General features: G+C 60.1%; 22 protein-coding genes and 1 tRNA gene. 16 read left to right on the forward strand and 7 right to left on the reverse strand.

The genetic code is table 11. The features are described from left to right. The first annotated feature begins 1 nt into the window (after position 1). The 10 genes from N2599_RS14110 (at position 2) to N2599_RS14155 (ending at position 8122) form a co-directional block, all read left to right on the forward strand. Positions 2 to 223, forward strand: a complete 222-nt coding sequence (locus N2599_RS14110; protein WP_027508152.1) for a hypothetical protein — start codon at positions 2 to 4, stop codon at positions 221 to 223. Next, on the forward strand, positions 220 to 642 hold the full coding sequence (locus tag N2599_RS14115) for a DUF4376 domain-containing protein (RefSeq protein ID WP_027508151.1): 423 nt from the start codon (positions 220 to 222) through the stop codon (positions 640 to 642). The genes N2599_RS14110 and N2599_RS14115 overlap by 4 nt, the downstream gene beginning before the upstream one ends. A 147-nt stretch (positions 643 to 789) precedes the next feature. Next, on the forward strand, positions 790 to 2046 hold the full coding sequence (locus N2599_RS14120) for a phage tail sheath protein (protein ID WP_027508150.1): 1257 nt from the start codon (positions 790 to 792) through the stop codon (positions 2044 to 2046). Between the two features lie 10 nt (positions 2047 to 2056). Continuing rightward, positions 2057 to 2602, forward strand: a complete 546-nt coding sequence (locus N2599_RS14125) for a phage major tail tube protein (RefSeq protein ID WP_027508149.1) — start codon at positions 2057 to 2059, stop codon at positions 2600 to 2602. 93 nt (positions 2603 to 2695) lie between these two features. Beyond that, the gene (locus tag N2599_RS14130) at positions 2696 to 3187 is read left to right on the forward strand and encodes a phage tail assembly protein (RefSeq protein WP_027508148.1); all 492 of its coding nucleotides are present in this window, start codon (positions 2696 to 2698) and stop codon (positions 3185 to 3187) included. A 159-nt stretch (positions 3188 to 3346) separates the two neighbouring features. Continuing rightward, positions 3347 to 5470: a phage tail tape measure protein gene (locus N2599_RS14135; RefSeq protein WP_027508147.1), complete on the forward strand. Its 2124-nt coding sequence runs from the start codon at positions 3347 to 3349 to the stop codon at positions 5468 to 5470. Then, positions 5467 to 5931, forward strand: coding sequence for a phage tail protein (locus N2599_RS14140; RefSeq protein ID WP_051336440.1), 465 nt, complete (start codon positions 5467 to 5469; stop codon positions 5929 to 5931). The genes N2599_RS14135 and N2599_RS14140 overlap by 4 nt, the downstream gene beginning before the upstream one ends. Further along, on the forward strand, positions 5928 to 6146 hold the full coding sequence (locus N2599_RS14145; RefSeq protein ID WP_027508146.1) for a tail protein X: 219 nt from the start codon (positions 5928 to 5930) through the stop codon (positions 6144 to 6146). Before N2599_RS14140 ends, N2599_RS14145 begins: the two co-directional genes overlap by 4 nt. A 3-nt stretch (positions 6147 to 6149) precedes the next feature. Beyond that, the gene (locus tag N2599_RS14150; RefSeq protein WP_027508145.1) at positions 6150 to 7166 is read left to right on the forward strand and encodes a phage late control D family protein; all 1017 of its coding nucleotides are present in this window, start codon (positions 6150 to 6152) and stop codon (positions 7164 to 7166) included. Between the two features lie 149 nt (positions 7167 to 7315). Beyond that, a complete protein-coding gene (locus N2599_RS14155; protein WP_051336439.1) occupies positions 7316 to 8122 on the forward strand; it encodes a DNA adenine methylase in 807 nt (268 codons plus the stop codon). A gap of 63 nt (positions 8123 to 8185) precedes the next feature. Here the strand turns inward: N2599_RS14155 and N2599_RS14160 are convergent, their stop codons facing one another. Further along, a complete protein-coding gene (locus tag N2599_RS14160; RefSeq protein WP_027508143.1) occupies positions 8186 to 8821 on the reverse strand; it encodes a class I SAM-dependent methyltransferase in 636 nt (211 codons plus the stop codon). Between the two features lie 165 nt (positions 8822 to 8986). Continuing rightward, positions 8987 to 9823 carry a toll/interleukin-1 receptor domain-containing protein gene (locus N2599_RS14165; protein ID WP_084606372.1) on the reverse strand — a complete coding sequence of 279 codons (837 nt, stop codon included), beginning with the start codon at positions 9821 to 9823 and terminating at the stop codon, positions 8987 to 8989. Between the two features lie 272 nt (positions 9824 to 10095). Between N2599_RS14165 and N2599_RS14170 the strand changes: the two genes are divergently transcribed. Beyond that, on the forward strand, positions 10096 to 10947 hold the full coding sequence (locus tag N2599_RS14170) for a hypothetical protein (RefSeq protein ID WP_156915195.1): 852 nt from the start codon (positions 10096 to 10098) through the stop codon (positions 10945 to 10947). A 226-nt stretch (positions 10948 to 11173) separates the two neighbouring features. Here N2599_RS14170 and N2599_RS14175 read toward each other — a convergent pair. The 4 genes from N2599_RS14175 to N2599_RS14190 all read right to left on the reverse strand — a co-directional run bounded on the left by N2599_RS14175 (position 11174) and on the right by N2599_RS14190 (position 16024). After that, positions 11174 to 11250 (reverse strand) — tRNA-Met (locus N2599_RS14175). Positions 11251 to 11381: 131 nt separating this feature from the next. Then, positions 11382 to 12581: a tRNA 2-thiouridine(34) synthase MnmA gene (gene mnmA / locus N2599_RS14180; protein ID WP_027508141.1), complete on the reverse strand. Its 1200-nt coding sequence runs from the start codon at positions 12579 to 12581 to the stop codon at positions 11382 to 11384. A 165-nt stretch (positions 12582 to 12746) separates the two neighbouring features. Next, positions 12747 to 13847, reverse strand: a complete 1101-nt coding sequence (locus tag N2599_RS14185) for a mechanosensitive ion channel family protein (RefSeq protein ID WP_051336437.1) — start codon at positions 13845 to 13847, stop codon at positions 12747 to 12749. A gap of 98 nt (positions 13848 to 13945) precedes the next feature. Next, positions 13946 to 16024, reverse strand: coding sequence for a putative bifunctional diguanylate cyclase/phosphodiesterase (locus tag N2599_RS14190; protein ID WP_027508140.1), 2079 nt, complete (start codon positions 16022 to 16024; stop codon positions 13946 to 13948). A gap of 251 nt (positions 16025 to 16275) precedes the next feature. Here N2599_RS14190 and N2599_RS14195 point away from each other — a divergent pair, with 251 nt between their 5' ends. From N2599_RS14195 to N2599_RS14205, 3 genes are read left to right on the forward strand one after another with little or no spacing between them, the layout of a single operon-like run. After that, positions 16276 to 16482: a hypothetical protein gene (locus N2599_RS14195; RefSeq protein ID WP_027508139.1), complete on the forward strand. Its 207-nt coding sequence runs from the start codon at positions 16276 to 16278 to the stop codon at positions 16480 to 16482. Between the two features lie 27 nt (positions 16483 to 16509). After that, positions 16510 to 17841, forward strand: coding sequence for an erythromycin esterase family protein (locus N2599_RS14200; RefSeq protein WP_027508138.1), 1332 nt, complete (start codon positions 16510 to 16512; stop codon positions 17839 to 17841). A gap of 2 nt (positions 17842 to 17843) precedes the next feature. Further along, positions 17844 to 18515 (forward strand): phosphoribosyltransferase, encoded by a 672-nt coding sequence (locus N2599_RS14205; protein ID WP_027508137.1) that lies wholly within the window; start codon positions 17844 to 17846, stop codon positions 18513 to 18515. A 45-nt stretch (positions 18516 to 18560) separates the two neighbouring features. Here the strand turns inward: N2599_RS14205 and N2599_RS14210 are convergent, their stop codons facing one another. Further along, positions 18561 to 18983 (reverse strand): MerR family transcriptional regulator, encoded by a 423-nt coding sequence (locus N2599_RS14210; protein WP_027508136.1) that lies wholly within the window; start codon positions 18981 to 18983, stop codon positions 18561 to 18563. A gap of 70 nt (positions 18984 to 19053) precedes the next feature. Between N2599_RS14210 and N2599_RS14215 the strand changes: the two genes are divergently transcribed. Together N2599_RS14215 and N2599_RS14220 are read left to right on the forward strand one after the other, a co-directional pair. Continuing rightward, entirely contained in the window at positions 19054 to 21243 is a 2190-nt protein-coding gene (locus N2599_RS14215) for a heavy metal translocating P-type ATPase (RefSeq protein WP_027508135.1), read from the forward strand. A 124-nt stretch (positions 21244 to 21367) separates the two neighbouring features. Beyond that, positions 21368 to 21868 (forward strand): YidB family protein, encoded by a 501-nt coding sequence (locus tag N2599_RS14220; protein WP_037140880.1) that lies wholly within the window; start codon positions 21368 to 21370, stop codon positions 21866 to 21868. The last annotated feature ends 11 nt before the right edge of the window (positions 21869 to 21879 follow it).

Consider the following 21879-nt stretch of genomic DNA (forward strand, 5'->3'; position numbering starts at 1 on the left):
GATGACTGATAAGCGCATTATCTTCCAGAATGACGACGGCGGCGTGTCCGTCATCATCCCCGCTCCAGAAACCGACCTCACGGTTGAAGAGATCGCGGCCCAGGATGTGCCGACCGGCAAGCCTTATAAGATCGTTGATGCCTCAGAAATCCCGACTGATCGCTCGCATCGCATGGCATGGACGGTAGATGCTGCCGAACTCACGGATGGAATTGGCGAATGAGTATCATCAAAATTGACCCCGCAAAAAGCGCGCCGACGCCGGACATGGTGGACGCGGAACGCGATCGACGCATCGCTGCTGGCTTCACTTTTCAGGGCGTCGACTATCAGTCCCGACCCGAAGACCGGGAAAATATCATGGGTGCTTGCACGGCCGCACTCGCCGCCATCATGGCAGGGGCGCAACCGGACGACTTCCGTTGGCATGGCGGGGATGCAGATTTCGTCTGGCTCGCGGCCGACAACAGCGCTCACCCGTTGGATGCGCAAACTATGTTCGCCTTCGGCAAGGCGGCGATGAGCCACAAGCAGAGCCATATCTTCGCAGGTCGCGCGCTGAAGGACACAAGCCCGATCCCGGCCGACTATGCCGCCAACCCAGCTTATTGGCCGGACCCGTTTACTTTCGCAGTGGCATAGACAATTGCCGCGAACTGAGCCATTTATTGGCCGTTCGAAGATGCTTTGAAGAGGGCTGACAGCTGTCAGCCCTTTTGCCTGAAGGGGCGCATGTAGGGTCGCGAAGAACTTATCGCTTGACCCTTTCTCTTCAGGAGACACCATGTAATGGCTGGCACCACCGATTTCGTCGGCGTCCGCGTCTTCTCCGATCTCCGTTCCACTGTCGCCAAGATCGACACGCGCGACAGCACCGTGCTTGGCATGGTGGTTCCCGCGCCACTCGCCGACAATGCCGCGTTCCCTGTCGGAGAACTCGTTCGCCTTTCCACCGATGATCCGGTCCAGGTCGCCAAGCTAGGCGCCGGCATCGCGCTCGATACGGTCAATCAGATCGCCTCCGAAGGCATCGTCACCGATATCGCCTTCACGCGCGTGGCACACTCGGCCGAAGCCGATCCCGGCGCCAAGCTTGAGGCGGAAATCAACAACATCGTGGGCTCGGCCGGTGCCAAGACCGGCATCTGGACGATGCTGGAGGCCAAGGCGCATCTCGGCCTGGAGCCGGGCGCCATCATCGCGCCAGGCTACACCTCGCAGCGCATCGGCGGCGTGGCGAATGCCGTCGCCACCGCCATGTCCACGGTCGCCGGCAAGATCATCGACTGTATGGCGATCGTCGACACGCCGGTCACGGATCGCGAGGCGGCCGCCGCCTATGCGGAGGACTTCGCCACGGCCCTGAACGTCATTGCCTGCTATCCGCAGGTGGTCGTAAATCTCGGCGCCGGCAATGTCACGCGCTCAATGTCGCCGCATGTTGCCGCCGCCATGATCCGCCGCGACAAGGAAACTGGCGGCCCGTACAAGGCCTTCTGGAACCGTCCGCTGCAGGGCATCCTCGGCCCCTCCGTCCCGGTCGGCTACATCGACGGCGAGATCACCTCGGATGCCAACTTCCTCAACCAGGCCGGCGTCGGCACGATCATCGAGGGCAAGCTGCTCTGGGCGCCCTTCACCACTGCAAGCGATCCAACCGTTCAGAACTGGCGCTCGATCAAGCGTATCCGCACCCGCCGTGCCGTCGAAAAGGCCGTGCTCCGGCCGTTGCGCCAATATCTTTCCGAGGACATTACCCCGCACATGGTGTCGCTGATCTATCGCTCGCTCGATCAGTTTCTCGGCGACCTTCAGACGCTCGGCGCAATCATCGATTACGAGTTGCTCTGGTCCGCCTCCATGAACCCGGCGACGATCCTGGAAGCCGGCGCGTTGCGGGTGAAGATGCGCTTTGCCGAGACGCCCGACCTGGTCGACCTGCAGATTTACAGCGAGCCGCAGCCGGAAGCCTTCGACGTGCTCCAGGCCGCGATCGCCGCGTCGCTCTCGCAGCTCGGCCTCAACAACGTCCGCGTGACGGCTTAAGGAGACTTAGATGGACCGCATCATTCACGGCTCCAACTGGTACTGCAATGAGATCAACCAGCGCCTGCGCATCGACGAGACGACGCTGCCGGAGCTCTCCCGCGAGATGACGAACTACGTCATGGGCGGCGGCTACTTCGCGCTCGATCTGCCGGCCGAAATCCAGGCGCTTACCGCCGAGATGACCGTCAACGGCGCGCATGAGGATCTCCGCAGCCGCTTCGGCCGCGAACCCGGCGACTGGACGACTGTGGCCTATTACGAGAGCTTGCTCGACGTCTTTCCAGCCGGTTCGGACGGCAGCGTGCAGACGAGTGGCGCGCCGAAGCTCAATGGCCGCGTCGTGTTCCTCAAAGGCCTGCTGAACAGCTACACGCCGGGCGGCGTCAAGGGTCTGAAGGCGACGGGCGCGACCCGTCTGCGCTGGTCGTCGATCGTGCTCTACCACGATCTCTTCAACGGCAAGACCGTGCACAAGTTCGACCTGCAGAACAACGTGCTGATCATCGACGGCGTGAACTACACCGCCGAGCATAACCGGCTGATCAGCGCCTAAGCGAATACCAGGGAGCGCGCCGCTATAGGCGCGCGCGGCGAAGGCCGGCCGCCGGAAAGGGCGGCCGGCCACTTCCATGACTGAGGAGCAACAATGCTGACTTCCGGTGCAATCAAGGTTCCCGTGACCACGCCAAACTCGAAGGACGATCCAGCCGACGTCAAGACCGAGCACATCACTCTGCCGCCGCCGGAGATGTGGGGGGCATTGGACAATCGCAGCGATCCGGTGCAGCCGGAGCCGAAGCCCACCGATGCCGGTGCCGACAAGGCGCAAATCATCCACGCTTTCATAAACCCCTCGGCTCGATCGAAGACGATCCCGCTGGTTTATCCCTTCACGCTTGAGGGCGAAGACGTCCGCGCAATCACCGTCCGTCGCCTGACGCTTGGCGAAGTGCAGGACCTGCTGGCGCGGACCTCGGGAACGACACTGACGGCCATGGACATCTATGCCGAGATGACCGGGCTCACGGCCGAAATCCTGCGCGGCCTGGACGATGAGGACGGCACGGCGGTGACGGACGCGGCCTATGATTTTTTTCCCCCACGGCTGCGTCCGGACAGCGCATCGTCGGAGACCTGAGACACTGGCGCAGCTACGCCGCACGCGTGGCCGCCTATCTGCACCTTCAGCCGGAACGAAGCATGTTTTGGGACGAACTGATGCTCTGGTTTGACGAAGCGCGGCAGATCCATGCCGAGAGCTTCGGGTTGGTGAACATAATGCTCGGAGGCGCAAAGAATGGCTGATTTCGACGTCTCGATCCGCGCCAGGCTGAAGAACGATGTCAAGCGCGAGGGCAAGGAGCTTGAGCGCGACCTGAAGGGCATCAACCAAGCGATCAAGCAGCTCGATCGCGCCGGAGGTTCAAATAACCTTGGCGCCAGCGTCGAGAAGGCCGGTCGCGCTGCAAATCGCTCGACGCAGGCGGTTCGCAACCTCGATCGCGAGGCCCGCAAGCTCAACACCGTCAACACCAACGCAGCCGAGCGGGAGATCGATGCGCTCGGCAAGGCCAGCCAGCGCGCAAAACGGGATGTCGAGAGCCTGCACCGCAGCTCCCGCAATCTTAACCAGATCAGCGCCTCGAAGCTCGATGGCATCCAGCGCTCGACCGGCATCTTGAATGGGACGATGGGCCGGCTTGCCGGAAGCGCAGGCAGCGCCTTTGGCGCTTTGCTCGCTTTTGCCTCCGTCGACAACATCGTCCGGGGCATGGAGCGCCTCGGCGAGCAGGCCCGCAAGCTCGATCGCGAAGTGGCGTCGGTGGCTGTGACGGCCGAGATGCGCACGCCGGAGGCAATCGCACGCATCGGCAAGTCCAATGAGGGATTGTCGATCCGCTACGGCATCGACCAGTCCCAGGTGAACGACGCGCGCAAGGCTTACGCGGCCGCCGGCTTCGGCGTCGACCAGCAAGAAGCGATCCTCGATCCGAGCCTGAAGGCGGCAAAAGCTGGAGACAGCACCGGCGAGACGATCGCGGCGGCCATCGTCGCAGCTCAACAGGCGCTTGGCGTAAAGAACGCTGAGGTGCCTGCCGCGCTCGATATGATGGCGAAGGGTTCAAAGCTCGGCAGCTTCGAAGTCGATGCCATGGCCAAGAACTTTCCGGCGCTAGCGACTATGTACGGCGGGACCGGTCGCCAAGGCCTGCAGGGTTGGGCCGAGTTGATCGCCGCCGCCCAGATCGTGAGAATGGGCGCGGGCGACCAAACCACAGCCGCCACCAACCTCCAGAACATCATCAGCAAGCTTTCTTCGCCCGATACGGTGAAGAACTTCGATGAAAAGGGCGTCAGCCTCGAAAAGCTCAAGGCTAAGTCCATCAAGAATGGAACGCCTTATTTGATGGACCTGGTCGATAAAGTCATGAGCCTCTCCGGCGGCGATGAGTTCGTCATCGGCGAATTATTTGGCGACATGCAGGCCAAGGCGGCGCTCGCGCCGCTGATCAACAATCGCGAGAAGTACAATGAGTTCCTGAAGCAGATCATCGGTCAGAGCCAGGGCACCGTCGACGCGGACTACGATTTCCTCCGGAACAGGCCTCAAGAGAAGGCTGACCGGCGCGGCGCTGCTTTGACGGCCACCGGCGACAAGATTGGATCGGCCTACAACAGCGTCACCGATCCGCTGCGGGATGCAGCCGTCCGGGCCGTCAATCCCAATTACGCCGTGCAAGAAGATGACTACAGGAGATCTCAGCTTCGAAAGCTTGGACCTCTTGAACTTGGCAGACAGATCGGCACGGCGAAAGGCCAGCTTTCCGCCCTACCATCGGAAATGTTCGACGCGGTCGTACCGTCGCTTGCGCTGACGCGCGGCGCGACAAATCGCCGGCTGAAAGAATTGCAGGACTCGATGTCGGCGCTCGACGGCGGCTCCTCGCTGGAAGCGCGCGACGAACGAGCCGCTGCCGGTCCCAGTGGCTTGCAGCGGTTCCTTTTCGGCCGGGCGGTCGAGCCGGGCTTCAACGTGAAAGACCATCTCGGTATCGACTTACGGCCGCAAGCCGAAAGCTCAATGCAGGGCTACAACGAGGCCTTGAGCGCCGAGGGCGACAAGGCGATCGCCATCGCCCGCGACAAGGCAGCCGCGATCCGCGACAGCCTCAATTTCACGGCGACACCGACGATCGCGCCGACTTTCCTGCCGCCGGCCAGTGCTCCCGCCGCCACCTCCGCCCCGAAGGACAAGCAGTCGTCGTTGGTGCCCACTTCCGGCGGCACCGTGAAGGTGGCGCAATACTTCCCCGGCGGTAATCCGAGGCTCGCGAGCCTCAGGGCACAGCGCGAGCAGAACCGGGCAGTGCGCATGGCAACTGCCCGATCGCTCTCCGACACAGGATCGAAAACCGCATGAGCGTCTTCAGTCCCACCGGTGCATTGATCTCGATCGGCGGCGCCATTCTCTACACCGTCGGCGGTCTCAATCCGCAGCGCCTTGCCTTTTCCAGCGAGGCGCGGTTTCCGGCGCATCCGATCCCGGCCGGCATAGCCTATCAGGCGACAGGCCTCGGCGAGCAGAGCCTGTCGATCGAGGCGCGGACCTTCCCGCATGTCATGGGTGGCCTCGATGCCTATGCCGTCCTCGAAGCGCATCACAAGAGCCAAAGCGCCGTGCCGGTCATTCGGCTGAAGGGAAACTTCATGGGGCTGGTGTCTGGCCTTTACGTCATCCAGTCGCTGGAGACGGACGAGGAGAAGCTTCACCCGTTCGACGGCGTCGGACGCATCGTCGACGTCAATATCGGCCTTCTGAAAATGCCGGATAGCTTCGGCAGCTCCGGCGGCATCATCTCCGGCTTTGGAGCGCTTCTATGACGTCCTACACCGTGGCCTATGGCGGCGAGCGCCTTGACCGCATTGCGGCGAAGACGCTGCAGACCGAGCAGCTCGGCGCCGTCGAGGCGCTGCTCGATGCCAATCGCGAGCTGGGCGACTTTGCCGCCGGCATTATTCCTACCGGAACGATCATCGTCATTCCTCAAGGCTTCAGCGGCAAGGCCGTCGCCAAGCGCACCCTGGCGTGGGAATAAGACATGCCGAGGAGACCTATCGTCCAGGTGATCGGCCAGAGCGGCACGGATCTCGTGCCGGGCTGGGGAGCAGCCCTAGTCGCCGTCCAGTTCACGGACAATGATGGCGCCGAGGCCGACGAACTGACCATCACATTTTCCGTCTCGCCGCCCTTTCCGGAAAGCCCGGCCGAAGGCACGCGGTACCGGCTTCTCTATGGCTGGGCCTGGGGTGCGCTGCGTGACGGTGGTCGCTTCATCTATCAGTCCGACAGCCTCGGCGGCGATCCCGAGAGCGGCTATTCCATGACGATCACGGCGCGCGCCAGCGACTTCATCGACGCCGACAAGGAGGCCGACAGTGAGCATTTCGAAGAAACGACGGCCGGTGAAATCTTCGAGACGATCGCCGCCCGATCGGGAAAGACGGCCGCTGTCCACCCCGAAATCGCGAAGATCAAAATCCCATATCGGCTACGCTACAATCAGTCGGCCACCGGTTTTGCCAACGAGCTGGCTGAGGAGCTGGGCGGCACGCTGAAGTTCGCCGGTGGCAAGATGCTGGTGCCGACGCGGAACTCCGGCCGGACGGCGAGTGGCGCCACTATGCCGACGATCATCGTTTCCTTTGCGCCCTCGCACAGCTTCGAGCTTTCGACTGAAGGCCGCAGCAAATATGCCGAGGTCGGCAGCGCCTATTTCGACCCTCTGGAAGGCATTCAAAAGCTCTTTGAAGCCGCCTCGATCGGCAGCGCCTCGCGCTTCCTGTCGCTCCATCCCGCACGAAGCAAGGACGAGGCCGAGTATGCCGGCAAGGCGCAGGCGGCCGAGCAGGCCCGTGACAGCGTCACCGGCAGCGTCGAATGCGACGGTGATATCGATGCCATGGCGGGAGCACCTGTCAAGCTGGTGGGCTTCGGCGCCAGCCGCGATGCGGCAGATCTGGTGGCGGCCTCCATCCAGCACAGCTTCACCTTCGACGACGGCGGCGGCTGGATCATGTCGATCGAGCTGGCGAATAGGAAGACGAGCAAGGATTAGGTTGCCCAGCCGGGCGGCCGGAGCGCCGAAACGCTCCAACGACGGGTCTAAGTTTGGCGACCAGTCCCGTCCGACAGCAAGTTTGCACAACCGTCACACCCGTACCCTGCAGGGCCGGGAATGCGTGACTGAGTCGTGAGATATTTGAAATGGTGAATATCGAAGAGTGGCGGGATGTCCCCAACACCCAGCCTCCAGCCGCGTGGATCGGCGGCAAGCGCTCCCTTGCCCCGCGCCTGGTCAAGATGATCGCAGCGGTGCCGCATGTCCTCTACGCCGAACCGTTCGTGGGTATGGGCGGGGTATTCTTCAGACGAACCGGCGTGCCGCGCGGTGAGGTGATCAACGATCGCAACGGCGACGTGGTGAACCTATTCCGGATCCTTCAGCGGCACTATCCGCAGTTCATGGACACCCTCAAATTCCAGATCACCAGCCGCCGAGAATTCGAGCGCCTCAAAGGCTGTGACCCCGCCACGCTCACCGATCTCGAACGTGCCGCTCGCTTCATCTATCTGCAGAAACTCGCTTTTGGCGGAAAGGTCGCGGGGCAAAATTTCGGCGTCGATACGACCGGCCGGGCACGCTTCAATCTGACCAGGCTTGCGCCGCTCCTGGAAGACGTTCACGAGCGTCTCGCCGGCGTCGTCATCGAGAACCTGGACTGGCTTGCCTTCATCGATCGCTATGATCGGCCGGGCACGCTGTTCTACCTCGATCCGCCCTACTTCGGCAGCGAAGGCGACTATGGAAAGATGCTTTTCAGCCAGGATCAATTTCAAGTCATGGCCGAGCGGCTGGGCCGCATTAAAGGCAGCTTCATTCTGTCGATCAATGACGTCCCGCAGATCCGCGATGCCTTCAGCCGTTTTCGCTTTGCAGAAGCGGAATTGACATATTCCATCGCTGGTGGAGAAGGCACGCCAGCAAGGGAACTGATAATAACGGGGCAGTAATAAAGCGCAGGCGGTGCGGGAGAAGAAGACGGCTCCCGGCGCCTGCGCGACCTGTGAGAGAGATCAGACGTGATTCTTCATAATGAAAATATCGTGCTCTATTCTCCAATAGAATTCCCTCTGCTTCGCCCAGTCAATCAACCGGGAAATGTCGGGGTAATGATAGGTTTCCCAATTCTCAGGGAGGAAGCACCGGACGTCATCAATCAGGATGGCAACTGATCGAAAATTACTCATGTTGGCAGAGATCGATTCGAGCTCATCTACCACCGGGCAATCTTGCTCACCGCGGTAAGTGATGCCATCCGAGTAGTGCCCATCGAGCCAGAAATTTATATCTCCTGTGAGCTTCGGCAGCAGTCCCGGCAGAATTTCTTCGCTTGTGCCTTTATGTATCCGGACATTCCGGCCAGCAAACTTTTCAGACGCCTGCTGGTAAAGCGCCGGCTCAGGTTCGATGGAATGCACCGAGGGAAAGCGCTCGGACAGAAACTGTGTGGTCGTGCCCAGATACGTACCGGTCTCAACCCATTGAGCGCCGGCTATTCCGTGCTTCTGAAGCATTCGTTCCTTGATAAACTGGGGCGACTGCTCCGAATAGTCCCGCCTCTCCCAGGCTTGCAAGGTCTTACGAATTGACCGGTCGTTGCGTCTCTTTGCCGTCGCTCCAAATAGATTCAACTTTTCGAATATGCCCACTGTTTCACATCCCTGATCTGAATTTTCTCACTGAGTATTATATCGCGGGCGCGATGGGCAAGAGGCACGTTCAGTGGACGCAGTAAGGCGCGTGCTCCGGTGTCAAAATTGCGATTTTTCGCGGCGGGCTACAATGAGGACTGTGCATAACGGGAGGCGGACTCATCACTTATAGGGTTCATCGTCCAACCACCTTTCTAGCTGATCCCTGGTGATATCATCATGCTTGCAATCGCAAGAGATCGCCTGGCCGCCGCACGATTGGCATTCCTCCATGTCGCAACCTGGGACATGGAACTGACCTATGAGGACGCCACAGTCGTGACAGATTGGAGGAAGCCTGAACTTCCTCCCATTTTCGTTTTTCACGCGTCGTTCTGAACCGTATCGAATCCGCTCAAAGGGCGTAGTCACTAAGGATATTGATAAGTGCTGCGCCTGTTCAATGCGCTCCGGCCAGCCCTTCGCAACGAGGTGGCCATTATATTCGACAAGCTCAGGATCAACACCGCTTTCAGTGTTTTCGCGGGAGGCAGGAGGCTCCTGTCGGCCCATCTTCTCCAAGAGGAGATCGGCGATATCCAGCAACGATACGGTGCGAAAATCGATGTAACCGATGGTCGGGTTGAGGCCGGGAAGATCAGAATCATCCAACCGAATAGGCAAAATGTATTCTCGACTACTAGAGAATGAACGGGCTTGTGCCTGTTGAAGCTCGTGCTTCGTCCACGATTTTTGAAGATAACGTTTAGAGACGAAAATTATGCAGTATTCCGCTTGATCGCGGTATATCTGTTGCAGATGCTGATATAAATCTTTTCCCCAAAGCGTAGATCTCTCGAAATTGTCGTAAAAGACTTTGACATCGCGTTTCTTCAATATTTGAGCAAATTTCTCGACCTCAGCGCGATCTTCGCCAGCGAATGATAAGGCGACATCGTAAGGCCGTGGCGTGGAAAATGGTTGTTTGTCAGTCAATGCCGGATCTGGATCGTGTGCCAAGGAGTGTCCTTCCGAAGTGGCAGTCGCGCAACAGCATTCACACCGCGATTTAGCTGTACCTACGCAGGTGCCACATAAATTAAGCGCGTGTTAGCCCCTACGGCAACACATGCTGTCGAGTGTCCTTCATACGCATTGTGTTGCTCTCGCCCAGGCCGCTTCTGTGCCGACCTTGAGGGGGTAGGATAGACACGGTTGGATTGACATTTTTCGTGATAGGCGGAAAAGCTCTTCTACCAGAAGCTTAGACCGAGGAGCGTTTTCAGACTGACATGAGCAAGCATATGCCACTCCTCATCGCCGTTGGCATCACGGCAATAGTTCTGGCAGCTTGGTTTCGATTTGCTGATGGGCTTTTGCAAGAGGTGTGGTCCTGTCATACAGGGATAGGTCCAGAGCGACCCGTCTGGTATGGTCGCCTCAAATGCATGTCAGCAAGTGAGCTCGGAGACGTGCTAGCTGGTTTCTTTGCACCAGCAGCATTTCTTGTTCTTGTTGTCACCGTTCTCCTGCAGGGCTTGGAGCTGAAAGCACAACGCCAAGAGCTTAGCGAAACCAGAGACGTATTCATCGCTCAGAACGCCTTAATTACCGCACAGACAGATGCTGCCGTTAAGAGTGCCAACCTTATGGAACGACAGAACCAGATTCTTCTTGCCCAAGAAGAAGCTCGCTTGGCTGAACTTGCAAAAAGGCGTTTCGAAAGCACCATGCGACGCCTCGAAACGCTAATCAGAACCAGAATTTGCGAGCAGCACTTATTCGTAGATCCTTCCAATGACGAAACCCATCAACTGATTGGGCTGATGCCCAGCGCCCTACCCGCAGACACATTCGCGGCAATTGGGGCAGCCATCCAGCGGGCGCTTGCTGTACATACCGTGAGAGCAACTACGAATACTCCCGGCTTGCCGAGCCGCCTCATACTCCTCGATCGATATGGTGCGCGATCAGCTCTATTGCATGCGCTTAACCTGACGGTGCAGGCCATGGAGGACGCACAGCAACTCGGAGAGAGCGAGAAAGGTGTGGTCAAGGAGATGAGCTTGGCAGGGTTTGCATGGCTGCTGAGATTTTACACGACTGATCCTGCCGAACGTCCAGACGAGGTGATGATCGCCTGATTTGCCCGCGCCCTGCACTTTCGTGCCAGAACTCGGCAGCACGCGCGGAAAAACGCGATGCTAGCGACCACCTGCACGCCGAATCCGATGACCAAATGATGGCCTTAATGGAAATCAAAAATTCCGGATTGAAGTGACAAAATTCCGGAATTTCGCGACCGGCTACAACAGGTGTCGAAGGGAACGATCGATGAGGACGATGTCTCCGGGTCGGACACTGTTTTGATGGTAGCGGAGGAGGGATTTGAACCCCCGACACAAGGATTATGATTCCTCTGCTCTGACCTACTGAGCTACTCCGCCACTGGTCAACGATGCCGTTCGCAAAGCGACGGCTCGTGGGATGAGCGGCTTATAAGGTGCGGTCCGGCTTGGTGTCAAGCAGGTGACATCAAGAAAACGGCGGCTTTACAATATGCCGTTTTGCGTCGGGTTCAGGCGGCGACAGGGCGGGAAAGCAGGGCCTTCAACGAGGCCTCGGCCGCCGGCTCGCGCTCGGAACGCTCGACGAAGCCCCCGCCATAGACGCGGGCGTCGTCGCCCGGCGCCGAGTAGAGCGCGCAGGCCTGGCCGGGTGCCACGCCGGCCTCGCCGACGGTCAGGTCGACATGGATGCCATCTGCATCAGCACGCAGAACGGCGGGCGCAGGTGCCCTGGTGGAGCGAACCTTGGCGTAGCAGGCAAACCCCTCGCCAGCAGCGGCGTCCAAAAGCGGCTCGTCGCCAAGCCAGTTAACGTCACGAAGATAGACGCGATGCGTCTCGAGCGCCTCCTTCGGTCCGACTATGACGCGGCGCGAGCGCGCATCGAGAAAGACGACGTAGAGCGGTTCGCCCGTCGCAACGCCGATGCCGCGGCGCTGCCCGATCGTGTAGTGCAGGATGCCGTCATGGCTTCCGAGCACGCGGCCGTCGAGATGCACGATCTCGCCGGCAAGTGCCGAGTTCGGCTTCAGCTTGGTGATGATATCGGAATACTTGCCCTGCGGCACGAAGCAGATGTCCTGACTGTCCGCCTTCTTGGCAACGGCTAGACCCATCTCTTCGGCAAGCCTGCGCGTCTCGGCCTTCGGCAGCCCGCCGAGCGGGAAGCGCAGATAGTCGATCTGCTCCTGGGTGGTCGCGAACAGGAAATAGCTCTGGTCGCGATCGGCATCGGCCGGGCGGTAAAGCGCGCGGCGGCCGGGATTGCCAGATGCCGGATTCGGCCGCGAACGGATGTAATGGCCTGTCGCCAGCGCGTCGGCACCCAGTTCCTTGGCGGTCGCCAGAAGATCGGCGAACTTGACGGTCTGATTGCAGGACACGCAGGGGATCGGCGTTTCACCGGCGACATAGCTTTCCATGAAAGGATTGATGACCGTGTCGCGGAAGCGCTTCTCGTAATCGAGCACGTAATGCGGAATGCCAAGCGTTTCGCAGACCCGGCGCGCATCGTCGATGTCCTGTCCGGCGCAGCAGGAGCCGGCGCGGTGAACGGCCGCGCCGTGGTCGTAAAGCTGCAGCGTAATGCCGAGCACATCGTAGCCCTGTCGCTTCAAGATACCGGCGACGACGGAACTGTCGACGCCGCCCGACATGGCGACGACAACGCGCGTATCTTCCGGCTTCTTGTCAAAATCCAGTGTGTTCACGGGGGTGCTGCCAATTCAGTGCTTGTTTTGCTCCGCCGTTTGCCCTGCAAATGCGGCGGATTTCCTGCTCTTTCGGCGGGCTCGTCCGCCGGGCTTTCGTGGCCGTGGATATAGAAAGGATTGGGGTTTTGCGCAAGAGGCGGGGATTTGCAGGACCGCGCCGGACTATTCCGCTGCCGCCTTGCGCCCTCTCTCCTCCCGGCCCTCCAGCACCGCTCTGACCTGCGGCAAGGCTTGCGGATATTCGCGCTGGATGAAATCGATCAGCTTTTCGCGGATCTCGCAGCGCAGATCGAAGGTTCGCCCGGAATTCGAGGCGGAGGCGAGGATGCGGATTTCCATGACGCTCTCCCTGAAATCGGTGACGGCGACGTTGATCACTCTCCGGTCCCAGAGCTTGGAGCCGGCCAGTGTCTCCTCCACCTTGGCGCGGATCGCGGAGACCGGCACGCTGTAGTCGAGATAGATCATGACCGTGCCGATCAGCGATGCGCTTTCGCGCGTCCAGTTCTGGAAAGGGTTCTCGATGAAATAGCTGAGCGGCAGGACGAGACGGCGCCAGTCCCATATTTTCACGACGACGTAAGTCGAGGTGATCTCCTCGACATTGCCCCATTCGCCCTCGACCAGAAGCGCGTCGTCGATGCGGATTGGTTGTGTGATCGCAAGCTGGATGCCGGCGAAGAGATTTTTCAGGACCGGCTGCAATGCCAGGCCGACGACGATGCCGGCAGCACCGGCGGATGCGAGCAGGCTGACGCCATATTGCTTGACCGCGTCGAAGGTCATCATACAGGCCGCGATCGTCACGACGACGATGATCGTATCCGCGATCCGTTCGATGATCCGCGATTGTGTGACATGCTTGCGCGCGAGTAGATTGTCCTCGGCGTCCAGCTTGAAGCGCCGAAGATAGACCGTCATCCAGATATGCTTGGCGGTCTTCACCATCCACGCAACCAGGATGATGAAGACGATCAGCAGCACGTGACGCAGCGTCGAGGCCTGATATTCCGTGAGCGGCGAAACCGTGGCGGCAAAGCCGAGCGCCGCAGCCAGAATTGCCGGCCGGGCCATGCCCTCAAGCCGGGAAACCAGCGACCGCCAGAAGAGATCGCGTGACGCGACGAGGCGTTTCAGGAGCCGGAAAGCCACGCGATGGAAAAAAAGCGCGAGCGCCACTACGACAGCAAAGATGAGAATGCTGGCCACCCAATCGGGCAGCCAGATGCCTTGGGCGCGAATATCATTCACAAGGTCGGACATGAAGCGGCACTTAGGGTGCTGTGCAATATGGAAAAGGGCAAAAATTCATACAAAAATTCATACAGGGAGCAACGCAAGGCTGTGAAGGATGAACAATTTCAACCGTTGATGGCGATGCGCCGCTTTGAGACCGTACCGTAGATCAATTCTTCGGCGCGCGCTGGTGGCATGGCCTTACCGAGCAGATAACCCTGGGCTTCTCCGAAGCCCTCCTGCTTCAGCCTCTTGAGCTGCTCTTTTGTTTCGACGCCTTCGGCAAGCGTTGTCGCATTGAAGCCAGAGCCGATGCCGACGACTGCGCGGATGATGGCGAGACTGCCGGCATCGTTCTCGATGCCGGCCACGAAGCTGCGATCAAGCTTGATCTTGTCGAAGGCAAAGGCGCGAAGATAGCTGAAGGAGGAATAGCCGGTGCCGAAATCATCGATCGCGATACGAATGCCGAGCTCTTTCAATGCGCGCAGCAATGGCAGGCTCAGCTCGACATCGGCGAGGAAGACGGATTCCGTGATCTCTACTTCCAGCCGCTCCGGCGGCAGGCCGCTGCTGTCAAGGGCGGCGACAACGGTCGACAGAAAGCTATTGTGGCGGAACTGGCTGACTGAGAGGTTGACCGCGATCCTCAGATGACCGGGCCACGAAGCAGCAGTACGGCAAGCTTCGCGCAGCACCCATTCGCCGATCGGAACGATCAGCCCCGTTTCCTCGGCGATCGAAATGAACTCCGTGGGCGCCACCAGGCCGCGCAGCGGATGGTGCCAGCGGATGAGCGCTTCGAAGCCTGCAAGACCGTCGTCTTCCAGTCTCACGATCGGCTGATAGTGCAATTCGAATTGATTTTTCTCCAGCGCATCGCGAAGCTCGATGCTCAACTGGTGCCACCGCTCTGCTTCGAGCCGCATCTCGGCTTCATAGAAGCGATAGGTCGACCGGCCGCTCGCCTTCGCGGCATAGAGCGCAAGATCGGCATGGCGCATCAGTACATCGGCATCCTCGGCATGCTCCGGTGCCAGCGCAATCCCGATACTGCAGGTGACATGCTCGTTGACGCCATCGAGATCGAAAGGCGCGGAAAGCAGCGCGAGAAGCTGTTCGGCAAATCGCTCGGCGCGGCCAACCTCCGCAAGCTTCAGGACAAGGGCGAATTCGTCACCGCCGAGGCGGGCGACGAGATCGTCCTCCTGCGCCAACGCGGAAAGGCGCTTCGCAACCTGGCACAGAAGGGTATCGCCAGCGGCGTGTCCCTTGCTATCGTTGATGTGCTTGAAATGGTCGACATCGAGATAAAGAAGCGCGATCGGAGAAGCCTCCGTCGCTGCGGCAGCATGCAATTCAATATGCTGGGCGAAGGCCGCCCGGTTCGGCAGGCCTGTCAGCGAATCGTTCATTGCCATGTGGGCAAGCTTCGCTTCGAAGGCCCGCTCTTCTGTCACGTCCTGTGAGATACCGAGCAGATAGCGCGGCGGACTGCCTTCGGGAGCCGGCAACGCCTTTTTCGCCGTCCGCAGGATACGCTTGACCCCATCAAGCCCATGGATTGTTTCTTCGAAGCTGATCGTTCCGCCGGCGTCGAAGGCACGGCTGTCCTGCTCGCGGAGGATCGCCGTTTGCGCCGCCGGAAAGATCATGCGGTCGGTGCTGCCGAGCACCTCGTCCGTCGCGCGGCCGACAATGACGCTGCAGGCCTCGTTGAAGAGGATATAGCGGCCGTCCTGCGCCATGTCCTTGACGAAAACACCGACCGGAAGGTTGTCGACAATGCTGTCGAGTAGCGAGCGCGTATCCGTCAGCTGGCGTTTGGCGGCGTTGACCTCCGTGCGGTCCTGCACGATCGCCAGGATGGCGCTCTTTCCGTCGAAGCGAACCTCGCGTCCGTAGGTCAGCACTTCGAAGGTCTCGCCATTGGCCTTGAGATGCGTCCAGCGCTCAGCCTTTTCGATGTCGGTGCGCGTTTCGACAGCCTTCAGCATGCGCGCCCGCTCGGCAGCTGGCCGGATATCGAGCACCGTCATGGCAGCAAAATCATCCGGCGCGAAACCGTAAAGGTCCAGCACAGCATCGTTGACGTTCAGGAAGTGCAACGTTTCCGGATCATAGACCCACATCGGTGACGGATGCGTCTTGAACAGGGAACGGAAATCGTCATTCGGGACTATGATCTCAGCGGACTTTTTCAAGGTTACGGCCGTGGGCAATGAATGCGTTCAATGAAAATATCGAGCTGTTTATAGGGGAAAAAACTAAATAAAATCAGAATCATAGATCGCCTAAACTTTAGGCGGACGCATGCTGATTAGGCAATCGGGAGCCATTTCATAGCCTCAGGAACAATCCGCCGAGCAGTTTGTTTTCTAGGGAGAACCCTGAGACTGCAACGCGGCAAAACCAGCCGCTTCGCAAATCGCCGCAAAGATGAAGGGAGCTGATCATGACCTCGGCCAAGCATCCCAAGACGACCAAACCGAGCGACCGCGATCTGACCGACGATCCTGGTATCGGTCGCTCGCGCGGCATTTCCACGCCGCCGGACGATGAGACGCTGCGGGGAGAGAATACCGTCGAAGGAGACGTTGCGAACGATACAACACCGCAGGGCGGTATTGATCCCCGCCATCGCGGCCGTACGAACAAATAGAAGATCATATTTCGAAAGGAGGCTCAAGTGACTCTCCTGGAGCTTAAACCGAATCAAGCGGACGGCGTCGCGCATGCCATCCGACATGCATGCCAGCTCCTGCCTGATCCCATCAATATGATTGAATTCGGCGCTTTCTTCGATCCTTACGTCGACGGTTCGAAAGTCGTTCTCCTCGGCGAGGCAACGCATGGCACGGCGGAGTTCTACCGGGCGCGCGCGGCAATAACCCGTAACCTCATCGAAAATCACGGCTTCAACATCATCGCCGTCGAAGCCGATTGGCCCGATGCAGAGCGTATCGACCGCCATGTGCGCCATCGGAACGCGCGGATCTACGATGCCGAGTCCTTTATACGTTTTCCGGATTGGATGTGGCGCAATGCCGAATTCGAGCAGTTCGTCTCGTGGCTGCGCAGCTATAATGAGAGCCTTGAGCCGAACCGGCGCGTCGAATTCCGTGGCGTGGATATTTATTCGCTGAACAGCTCGATCAAGGCGGTGCTCGATTATCTCCAGCGCATCGACCCCGACGAGGCGATGGAAGCCCGCCGCCGTTACGCCTGCCTGACGCCCTGGCAGGAGCGGCCCGCGGCTTATGCCCGTGCCATCCTTTCCGGCGTTCAGGAGGAATGCGAACCGGCCGTCGTCGCCCAATTGCAGGAACTGCTCACCCGCGAGCTCGACTATGCCGCCGCTGACGGCGAGGACTTTCTCGATGCGGCTCAAAATGCGCGTATCGTCGCGACGGCCGAACACTACTACCGGGCGATGTACCGCAGCAGCAACGATTCCTGGAATCTGCGCGACAAGCACATGTTCGAAACGCTCCAGAGATTGATGGAACACCGGCCAGACGCAAGGGTCGTCGTGTGGGCCCACAACTCGCACATCGGCAACGCCGCTGCGACCGCCATGGGCTGGGATGGCCAGTTCAACATCGGGGAGCTTGCCCGGATTGCTTATGGCGACGAGGCCCTTCTCGTCGGCTTCGGGACGGACCGCGGTACGGTAGCCGCCGCCGATGATTGGGATCAACCGGCGAAGATCAAGATCGTCATCCCGTCGCGTCCGGACTCTTACGAGCGTGTTTTCCGGCAGACCGCGATACCGAGATCGCTGACCGATCTGCGGGGAACCCGGGATCGGGCAGTGCGCGAAATCTTGTCGGAACGGCGGCTGGAGCGCGCCATTGGCGTCGTTTACAGGCCGGACAGCGAATTCTACAGCCACTATTTCGAAGCAGTGCTTCCGGAGCAGTTCGACTGCTACCTTTGGTTTGAAGAAACAAAGGCCGTAAATCCGCTTGCCGCCGTGCGTCCGCAAGGCGTACCCGAAACCTATCCGTTCGGACTGTGATCATGCAGAACACCCCACGCTTTCGCAATCGCGCCGACGCGGGCAGAAAGCTCGCCGAAGCCATCGGCTCACGAAGCGATGACCCGGTTGTGCTCGGTCTACCGCGCGGCGGCGTTCCCGTCGCGTTCGAACTCGCGCGTTGCCTGCACGCACCCCTCGATATTCTGCTTGTCCGCAAGATCGGGGCGCCCGGCTATCCGGAATACGCCATCGGCGCCGTAGTCGACGGACAGAATCCGCAACGCGTGATGAACGAAGATGTCTTCGCCTTTTGCGGTGCGTCGCTCGATTATTTCGAAAAGGAGGCAACTCGCCAGCTCGAAGAGATAGAGAGGCGCCGGAAAATCTATCTCGGCGATCGCCCTCCGACTGACCTTGCGAACCGGAGCGTCATTCTCGTCGACGATGGTATCGCCACGGGCGCATCGGTGAAGGTCGCATTAAAGGCACTGCGACAAGCGGAGGCAGGCCATGTCACGCTTGCAGTTCCGGTCGCACCGTGGATGGTAATCGAGGAGCTGAAAGCGGAAGTCGATGAAGTCTTCTGCCTGTCCGCACCTGAGGACCTGCAGGCAGTCAGCCTTCACTACGACCATTTCGACCAGACCAGCGATAGTGAAGTCACCGCGCTGCTTGCGGCGGCGGCCGAATACGGTGACGTCCCGAAAAGCTGAGACGATTCACCGCTTTCGCTTTGCTTGTTTCCTTCGCATTCCAGTTCAATGGTGCGGGTGCATGCACTGGCCGTGATCGGCAAGGACTTCTATGACCCGGCACTGATCCACCCGGCCGTGGCCGCAGCCTTCAACCATGATCTCCAGCTCGGCTTTCAACGCCATCAGGCTGCGTATGCGCTGCTCGACCTCGATGAGCCTGGCTTTGGCGATCGCATCGGCCGAGGCGCAGGATTGATCGGGGTCGTCCTGCAGCGCCAGCAAGGTTCGGATGGAACCGACCTCGAAGCCGAGTTCGCGGGCATGGCGGATGAAGGCAAGCCGACGGATATCGGCATGCTCATAGGAGCGCTGGTTGCCCTCGCTGCGGCTGGGTACCGCCAGCAGCCCGATGCTTTCGTAATAGCGGATCGTCGGAACCTTCACCCCGCTCTGGCGAGCCGCATCGCCGATCGTGATCTTTTTCATGATTTTCCTCTTGCACCTCTAGTCGCTAGAGCATGTAGGAAGAATGCTGCTGAAGAACAAGGAATCCGAAATGGCTGAAGCGGCTCGGGCAAAATACAAAGTTGGCGGAATGGACTGCGCATCCTGCGCGGCAAAGATCAACACGGCAGTCCGCCGTGTTGCCGGTGTCGAGGACGTCTCCGTCTCCGTGACCGCCGGCACGATGACCATCAGCCACGACGGGACCAGTGATCTGACGGCGATCGAAAAAAAGGTAACCGGCCTCGGCTACTCAGTGGTGCCGATGACAGGGAAAGCGCCGGATCACGACCACGCAGCGCAAGACCATACCAGCCCTACACATGTGCATCCTGAAAAGGAAGCCACAGAACCTCATAGCAGTGACCATGGACCAATGGGCGGCTTCTGGTGGCAAAGCAGGAAAGGACGGCTGACGATCGCATCCGGTGCGGCTCTTGCCGCGGCTTATGCTGTGGGGCATCTGCTTCCGGCGATCGCCTCCTACGCCTTTATTGCAGCCGTGCTGATCGGTCTTGTGCCGATCGCCCGCCGCGCGATTACGGCTGCACTGTCCGGAACGCCGTTTTCGATCGAGATGCTGATGACGATCGCCGCAATCGGCGCCATCGTCATCGACGCCGGAGAGGAGGCCGCGGCCGTCGTTTTCCTGTTTCTGGTCGGCGAACTGCTGGAAGGCGTGGCCGCCGGAAAGGCGCGGGCGAGCATTCAATCGCTGACGACGCTCGTGCCAAAAAATGCCTTGCTGGAGCAAAACGGCGAGACGCGCGAAGTACTGGCGGAGACCCTCGCCGTTGGTTCCGTGATCCTCGTGCGCCCGGGTGACCGGATTTCCGCCGACGGCGTCATCATCTCGGGCGAAAGCGCAATCGACGAGGCGCCGGTGACAGGCGAAAGCGTTCCGGTGCGTAAAGGTACCGATGACACGGTCTTTGCCGGAACGGTGAACCGCGATGCGGCGCTCCGTGTCAAGGTAACCGCCGCAAGCGCCGACAACACGATCGCCCGCGTCATCAAACTCGTCGAAGAAGCGCAGGAATCGAAAGCGCCGACCGAACGTTTCATCGACCGCTTCTCGCGCTACTACACGCCGGGCGTCGTCGCGGCTGCGGCATTTGTCGCGATCATCCCGCCGCTCCTTGCCGATGGCGCCTGGGACGAATGGATCTATAAGGGACTGGCGATCCTGCTGATCGGCTGCCCCTGTGCTCTGGTGATCTCGACGCCCGCTGCAATCGCCGCTTCGCTATCGGCAGGCGCCCGGCGTGGATTGCTGATGAAGGGTGGCGCGGTTCTGGAAACACTCGGCAAGATTACCGCCGTCGCGCTCGACAAGACCGGTACGCTGACCGAAGGCAAGCCGAAGGTGACCGACATCGTGCCCTTCGAATTGACGGCGGCCCAGGTGCTTTCGCGCACCGCCGTCCTGGAAAGAAACTCCAGCCATCCTCTCGCATTGGCAATCCTCGATCGGGCAAAGAGCGACAAGGTACCCGTACCGCCTGCATTCGACGTGGAGGCCATTCCCGGCAAGGGCATGACCGGACGCGTCGGCGGCGAAAGGCTTGACCTTCTCTCTCCGTCTGCCGCCCGCGCGACGGGCGCGCTGACGGCGGAACACGAGGAATGCATCGCTGCATTGAACGAACAGGGCAAAAGCGTGTCAGTTCTCCTCGTCGACGGAAAAGCAGCTGGTCTCATCGCCATGCGCGACGAGCCGCGCCGAGATGCAAAGGTTGGTCTCAAGATGCTGACCGATGCCGGCGTCCGGATCGTCATGCTGACCGGCGACAACGAGCGCACGGCAAAGGCGATCGGCGAACAGCTTGCTATCGATGTCCGAGCCGAGCTCATGCCCGGAGACAAGCAGCGTATCGTCGGCGAGCTGAAGCGCGAAGGCTTCGTCGTCGCCAAGGTCGGCGACGGCATCAATGACGCCCCTGCCCTGGCGGCCGCAGACGTCGGCATCGCCATGGGCGGCGGAACGGACGTGGCGCTGGAGGCTGCCGATGCGGCGGTCCTGCATGGACGCGTCGGCGACGTGGCGGCGATGATCGAGCTTTCCAAGCGGACAATGCGCAACATCTTCGAAAACATTGCCATCGCGCTCGGCCTGAAGGCGGTCTTCCTCGTCACGACCGTCATCGGCCTCACAGGCCTCTGGCCCGCGATCCTCGCCGACACGGGCGCCACTGTGCTGGTGACTATGAATGCGCTGCGTTTGCTGCGGCCCGTACGATAGCGCAGCCAACCACAGCTTGTGATGAATTTTCGATGACACGGGAACCATATCGCGGTCCGCGCATTCCCGAGTCCGGCTGCATTTGTCGAATGCAGGTCTGGGCAAATCTCAACGGGAGGACATCATGGACCGCAGAAATCTTACGGCATTGCTCGGCATCCTTGCCGTCGTCGGCTACCAGAACCGCGACAAGATTGCCGCAACGCTCCGGGAGATGACACAGGACGGCGCACAACCGCAGCCAGTTGGCACGGAAACTGCCGGAACATCTTCGCAGTCTTCTGGCGAAGGCTTGGGCGGACTCCTCGGCGGCCTTGGTGACCTCGTCAAGGGCGGCTCCGCCGGCGGTGTCCTGAGCGGCGGCCTTGGCGGCTTGCTCGATCAGTTCACCAAGAATGGCTATGGCGATACGGCGGATTCATGGGTATCGCCCGGCGCGAACAGGCCGATCGACGACCGCCAGCTCTCGCAGGCGCTCGGCCCGGACGTGATCGGGGAACTCACCTCGAAGACGGGCTTGAGCGAGGACGAGATTCTGAGACGCCTTTCGAAAGACCTACCAAAGGCCGTCGACGACCTGACACCACAAGGTCAGATTCCGAACAGCGCCAACTTTTCGATCTGATTGCTGTCCGA

The sequence above is a fragment of the Rhizobium sullae genome (assembly GCF_025200715.1).
Lineage (GTDB): Bacteria > Pseudomonadota > Alphaproteobacteria > Rhizobiales > Rhizobiaceae > Rhizobium > Rhizobium sullae.

Excerpts from the sequence above, each read along its gene's own strand:
- N2599_RS14135 (WP_027508147.1), top strand. The coding sequence starts at position 3,347 with ATGGCTGATTTCGACGTCTCGATCCGCGCCAGGCTGAAGAACGATGTC.
- N2599_RS14140 (WP_051336440.1), top strand. The coding sequence starts at position 5,467 with ATGAGCGTCTTCAGTCCCACCGGTGCATTGATCTCGATCGGCGGCGCC.
- N2599_RS14145 (WP_027508146.1), top strand. The coding sequence starts at position 5,928 with ATGACGTCCTACACCGTGGCCTATGGCGGCGAGCGCCTTGACCGCATT.
- N2599_RS14115 (WP_027508151.1), top strand. The coding sequence starts at position 220 with ATGAGTATCATCAAAATTGACCCCGCAAAAAGCGCGCCGACGCCGGAC.
- N2599_RS14195 (WP_027508139.1), top strand. The coding sequence starts at position 16,276 with ATGACCTCGGCCAAGCATCCCAAGACGACCAAACCGAGCGACCGCGAT.
- N2599_RS14155 (WP_051336439.1), top strand. The coding sequence starts at position 7,316 with ATGGTGAATATCGAAGAGTGGCGGGATGTCCCCAACACCCAGCCTCCA.
- N2599_RS14150 (WP_027508145.1), top strand. The coding sequence starts at position 6,150 with ATGCCGAGGAGACCTATCGTCCAGGTGATCGGCCAGAGCGGCACGGAT.
- N2599_RS14120 (WP_027508150.1), top strand. The coding sequence starts at position 790 with ATGGCTGGCACCACCGATTTCGTCGGCGTCCGCGTCTTCTCCGATCTC.
- N2599_RS14130 (WP_027508148.1), top strand. The coding sequence starts at position 2,696 with ATGCTGACTTCCGGTGCAATCAAGGTTCCCGTGACCACGCCAAACTCG.
- N2599_RS14215 (WP_027508135.1), top strand. The coding sequence starts at position 19,054 with ATGGCTGAAGCGGCTCGGGCAAAATACAAAGTTGGCGGAATGGACTGC.
- N2599_RS14185 (WP_051336437.1), bottom strand. The coding sequence starts at position 13,847 with ATGTCCGACCTTGTGAATGATATTCGCGCCCAAGGCATCTGGCTGCCC.
- N2599_RS14205 (WP_027508137.1), top strand. The coding sequence starts at position 17,844 with ATGCAGAACACCCCACGCTTTCGCAATCGCGCCGACGCGGGCAGAAAG.
- N2599_RS14210 (WP_027508136.1), bottom strand. The coding sequence starts at position 18,983 with ATGAAAAAGATCACGATCGGCGATGCGGCTCGCCAGAGCGGGGTGAAG.
- N2599_RS14125 (WP_027508149.1), top strand. The coding sequence starts at position 2,057 with ATGGACCGCATCATTCACGGCTCCAACTGGTACTGCAATGAGATCAAC.
- N2599_RS14220 (WP_037140880.1), top strand. The coding sequence starts at position 21,368 with ATGGACCGCAGAAATCTTACGGCATTGCTCGGCATCCTTGCCGTCGTC.
- N2599_RS14170 (WP_156915195.1), top strand. The coding sequence starts at position 10,096 with ATGAGCAAGCATATGCCACTCCTCATCGCCGTTGGCATCACGGCAATA.
- N2599_RS14110 (WP_027508152.1), top strand. The coding sequence starts at position 2 with ATGACTGATAAGCGCATTATCTTCCAGAATGACGACGGCGGCGTGTCC.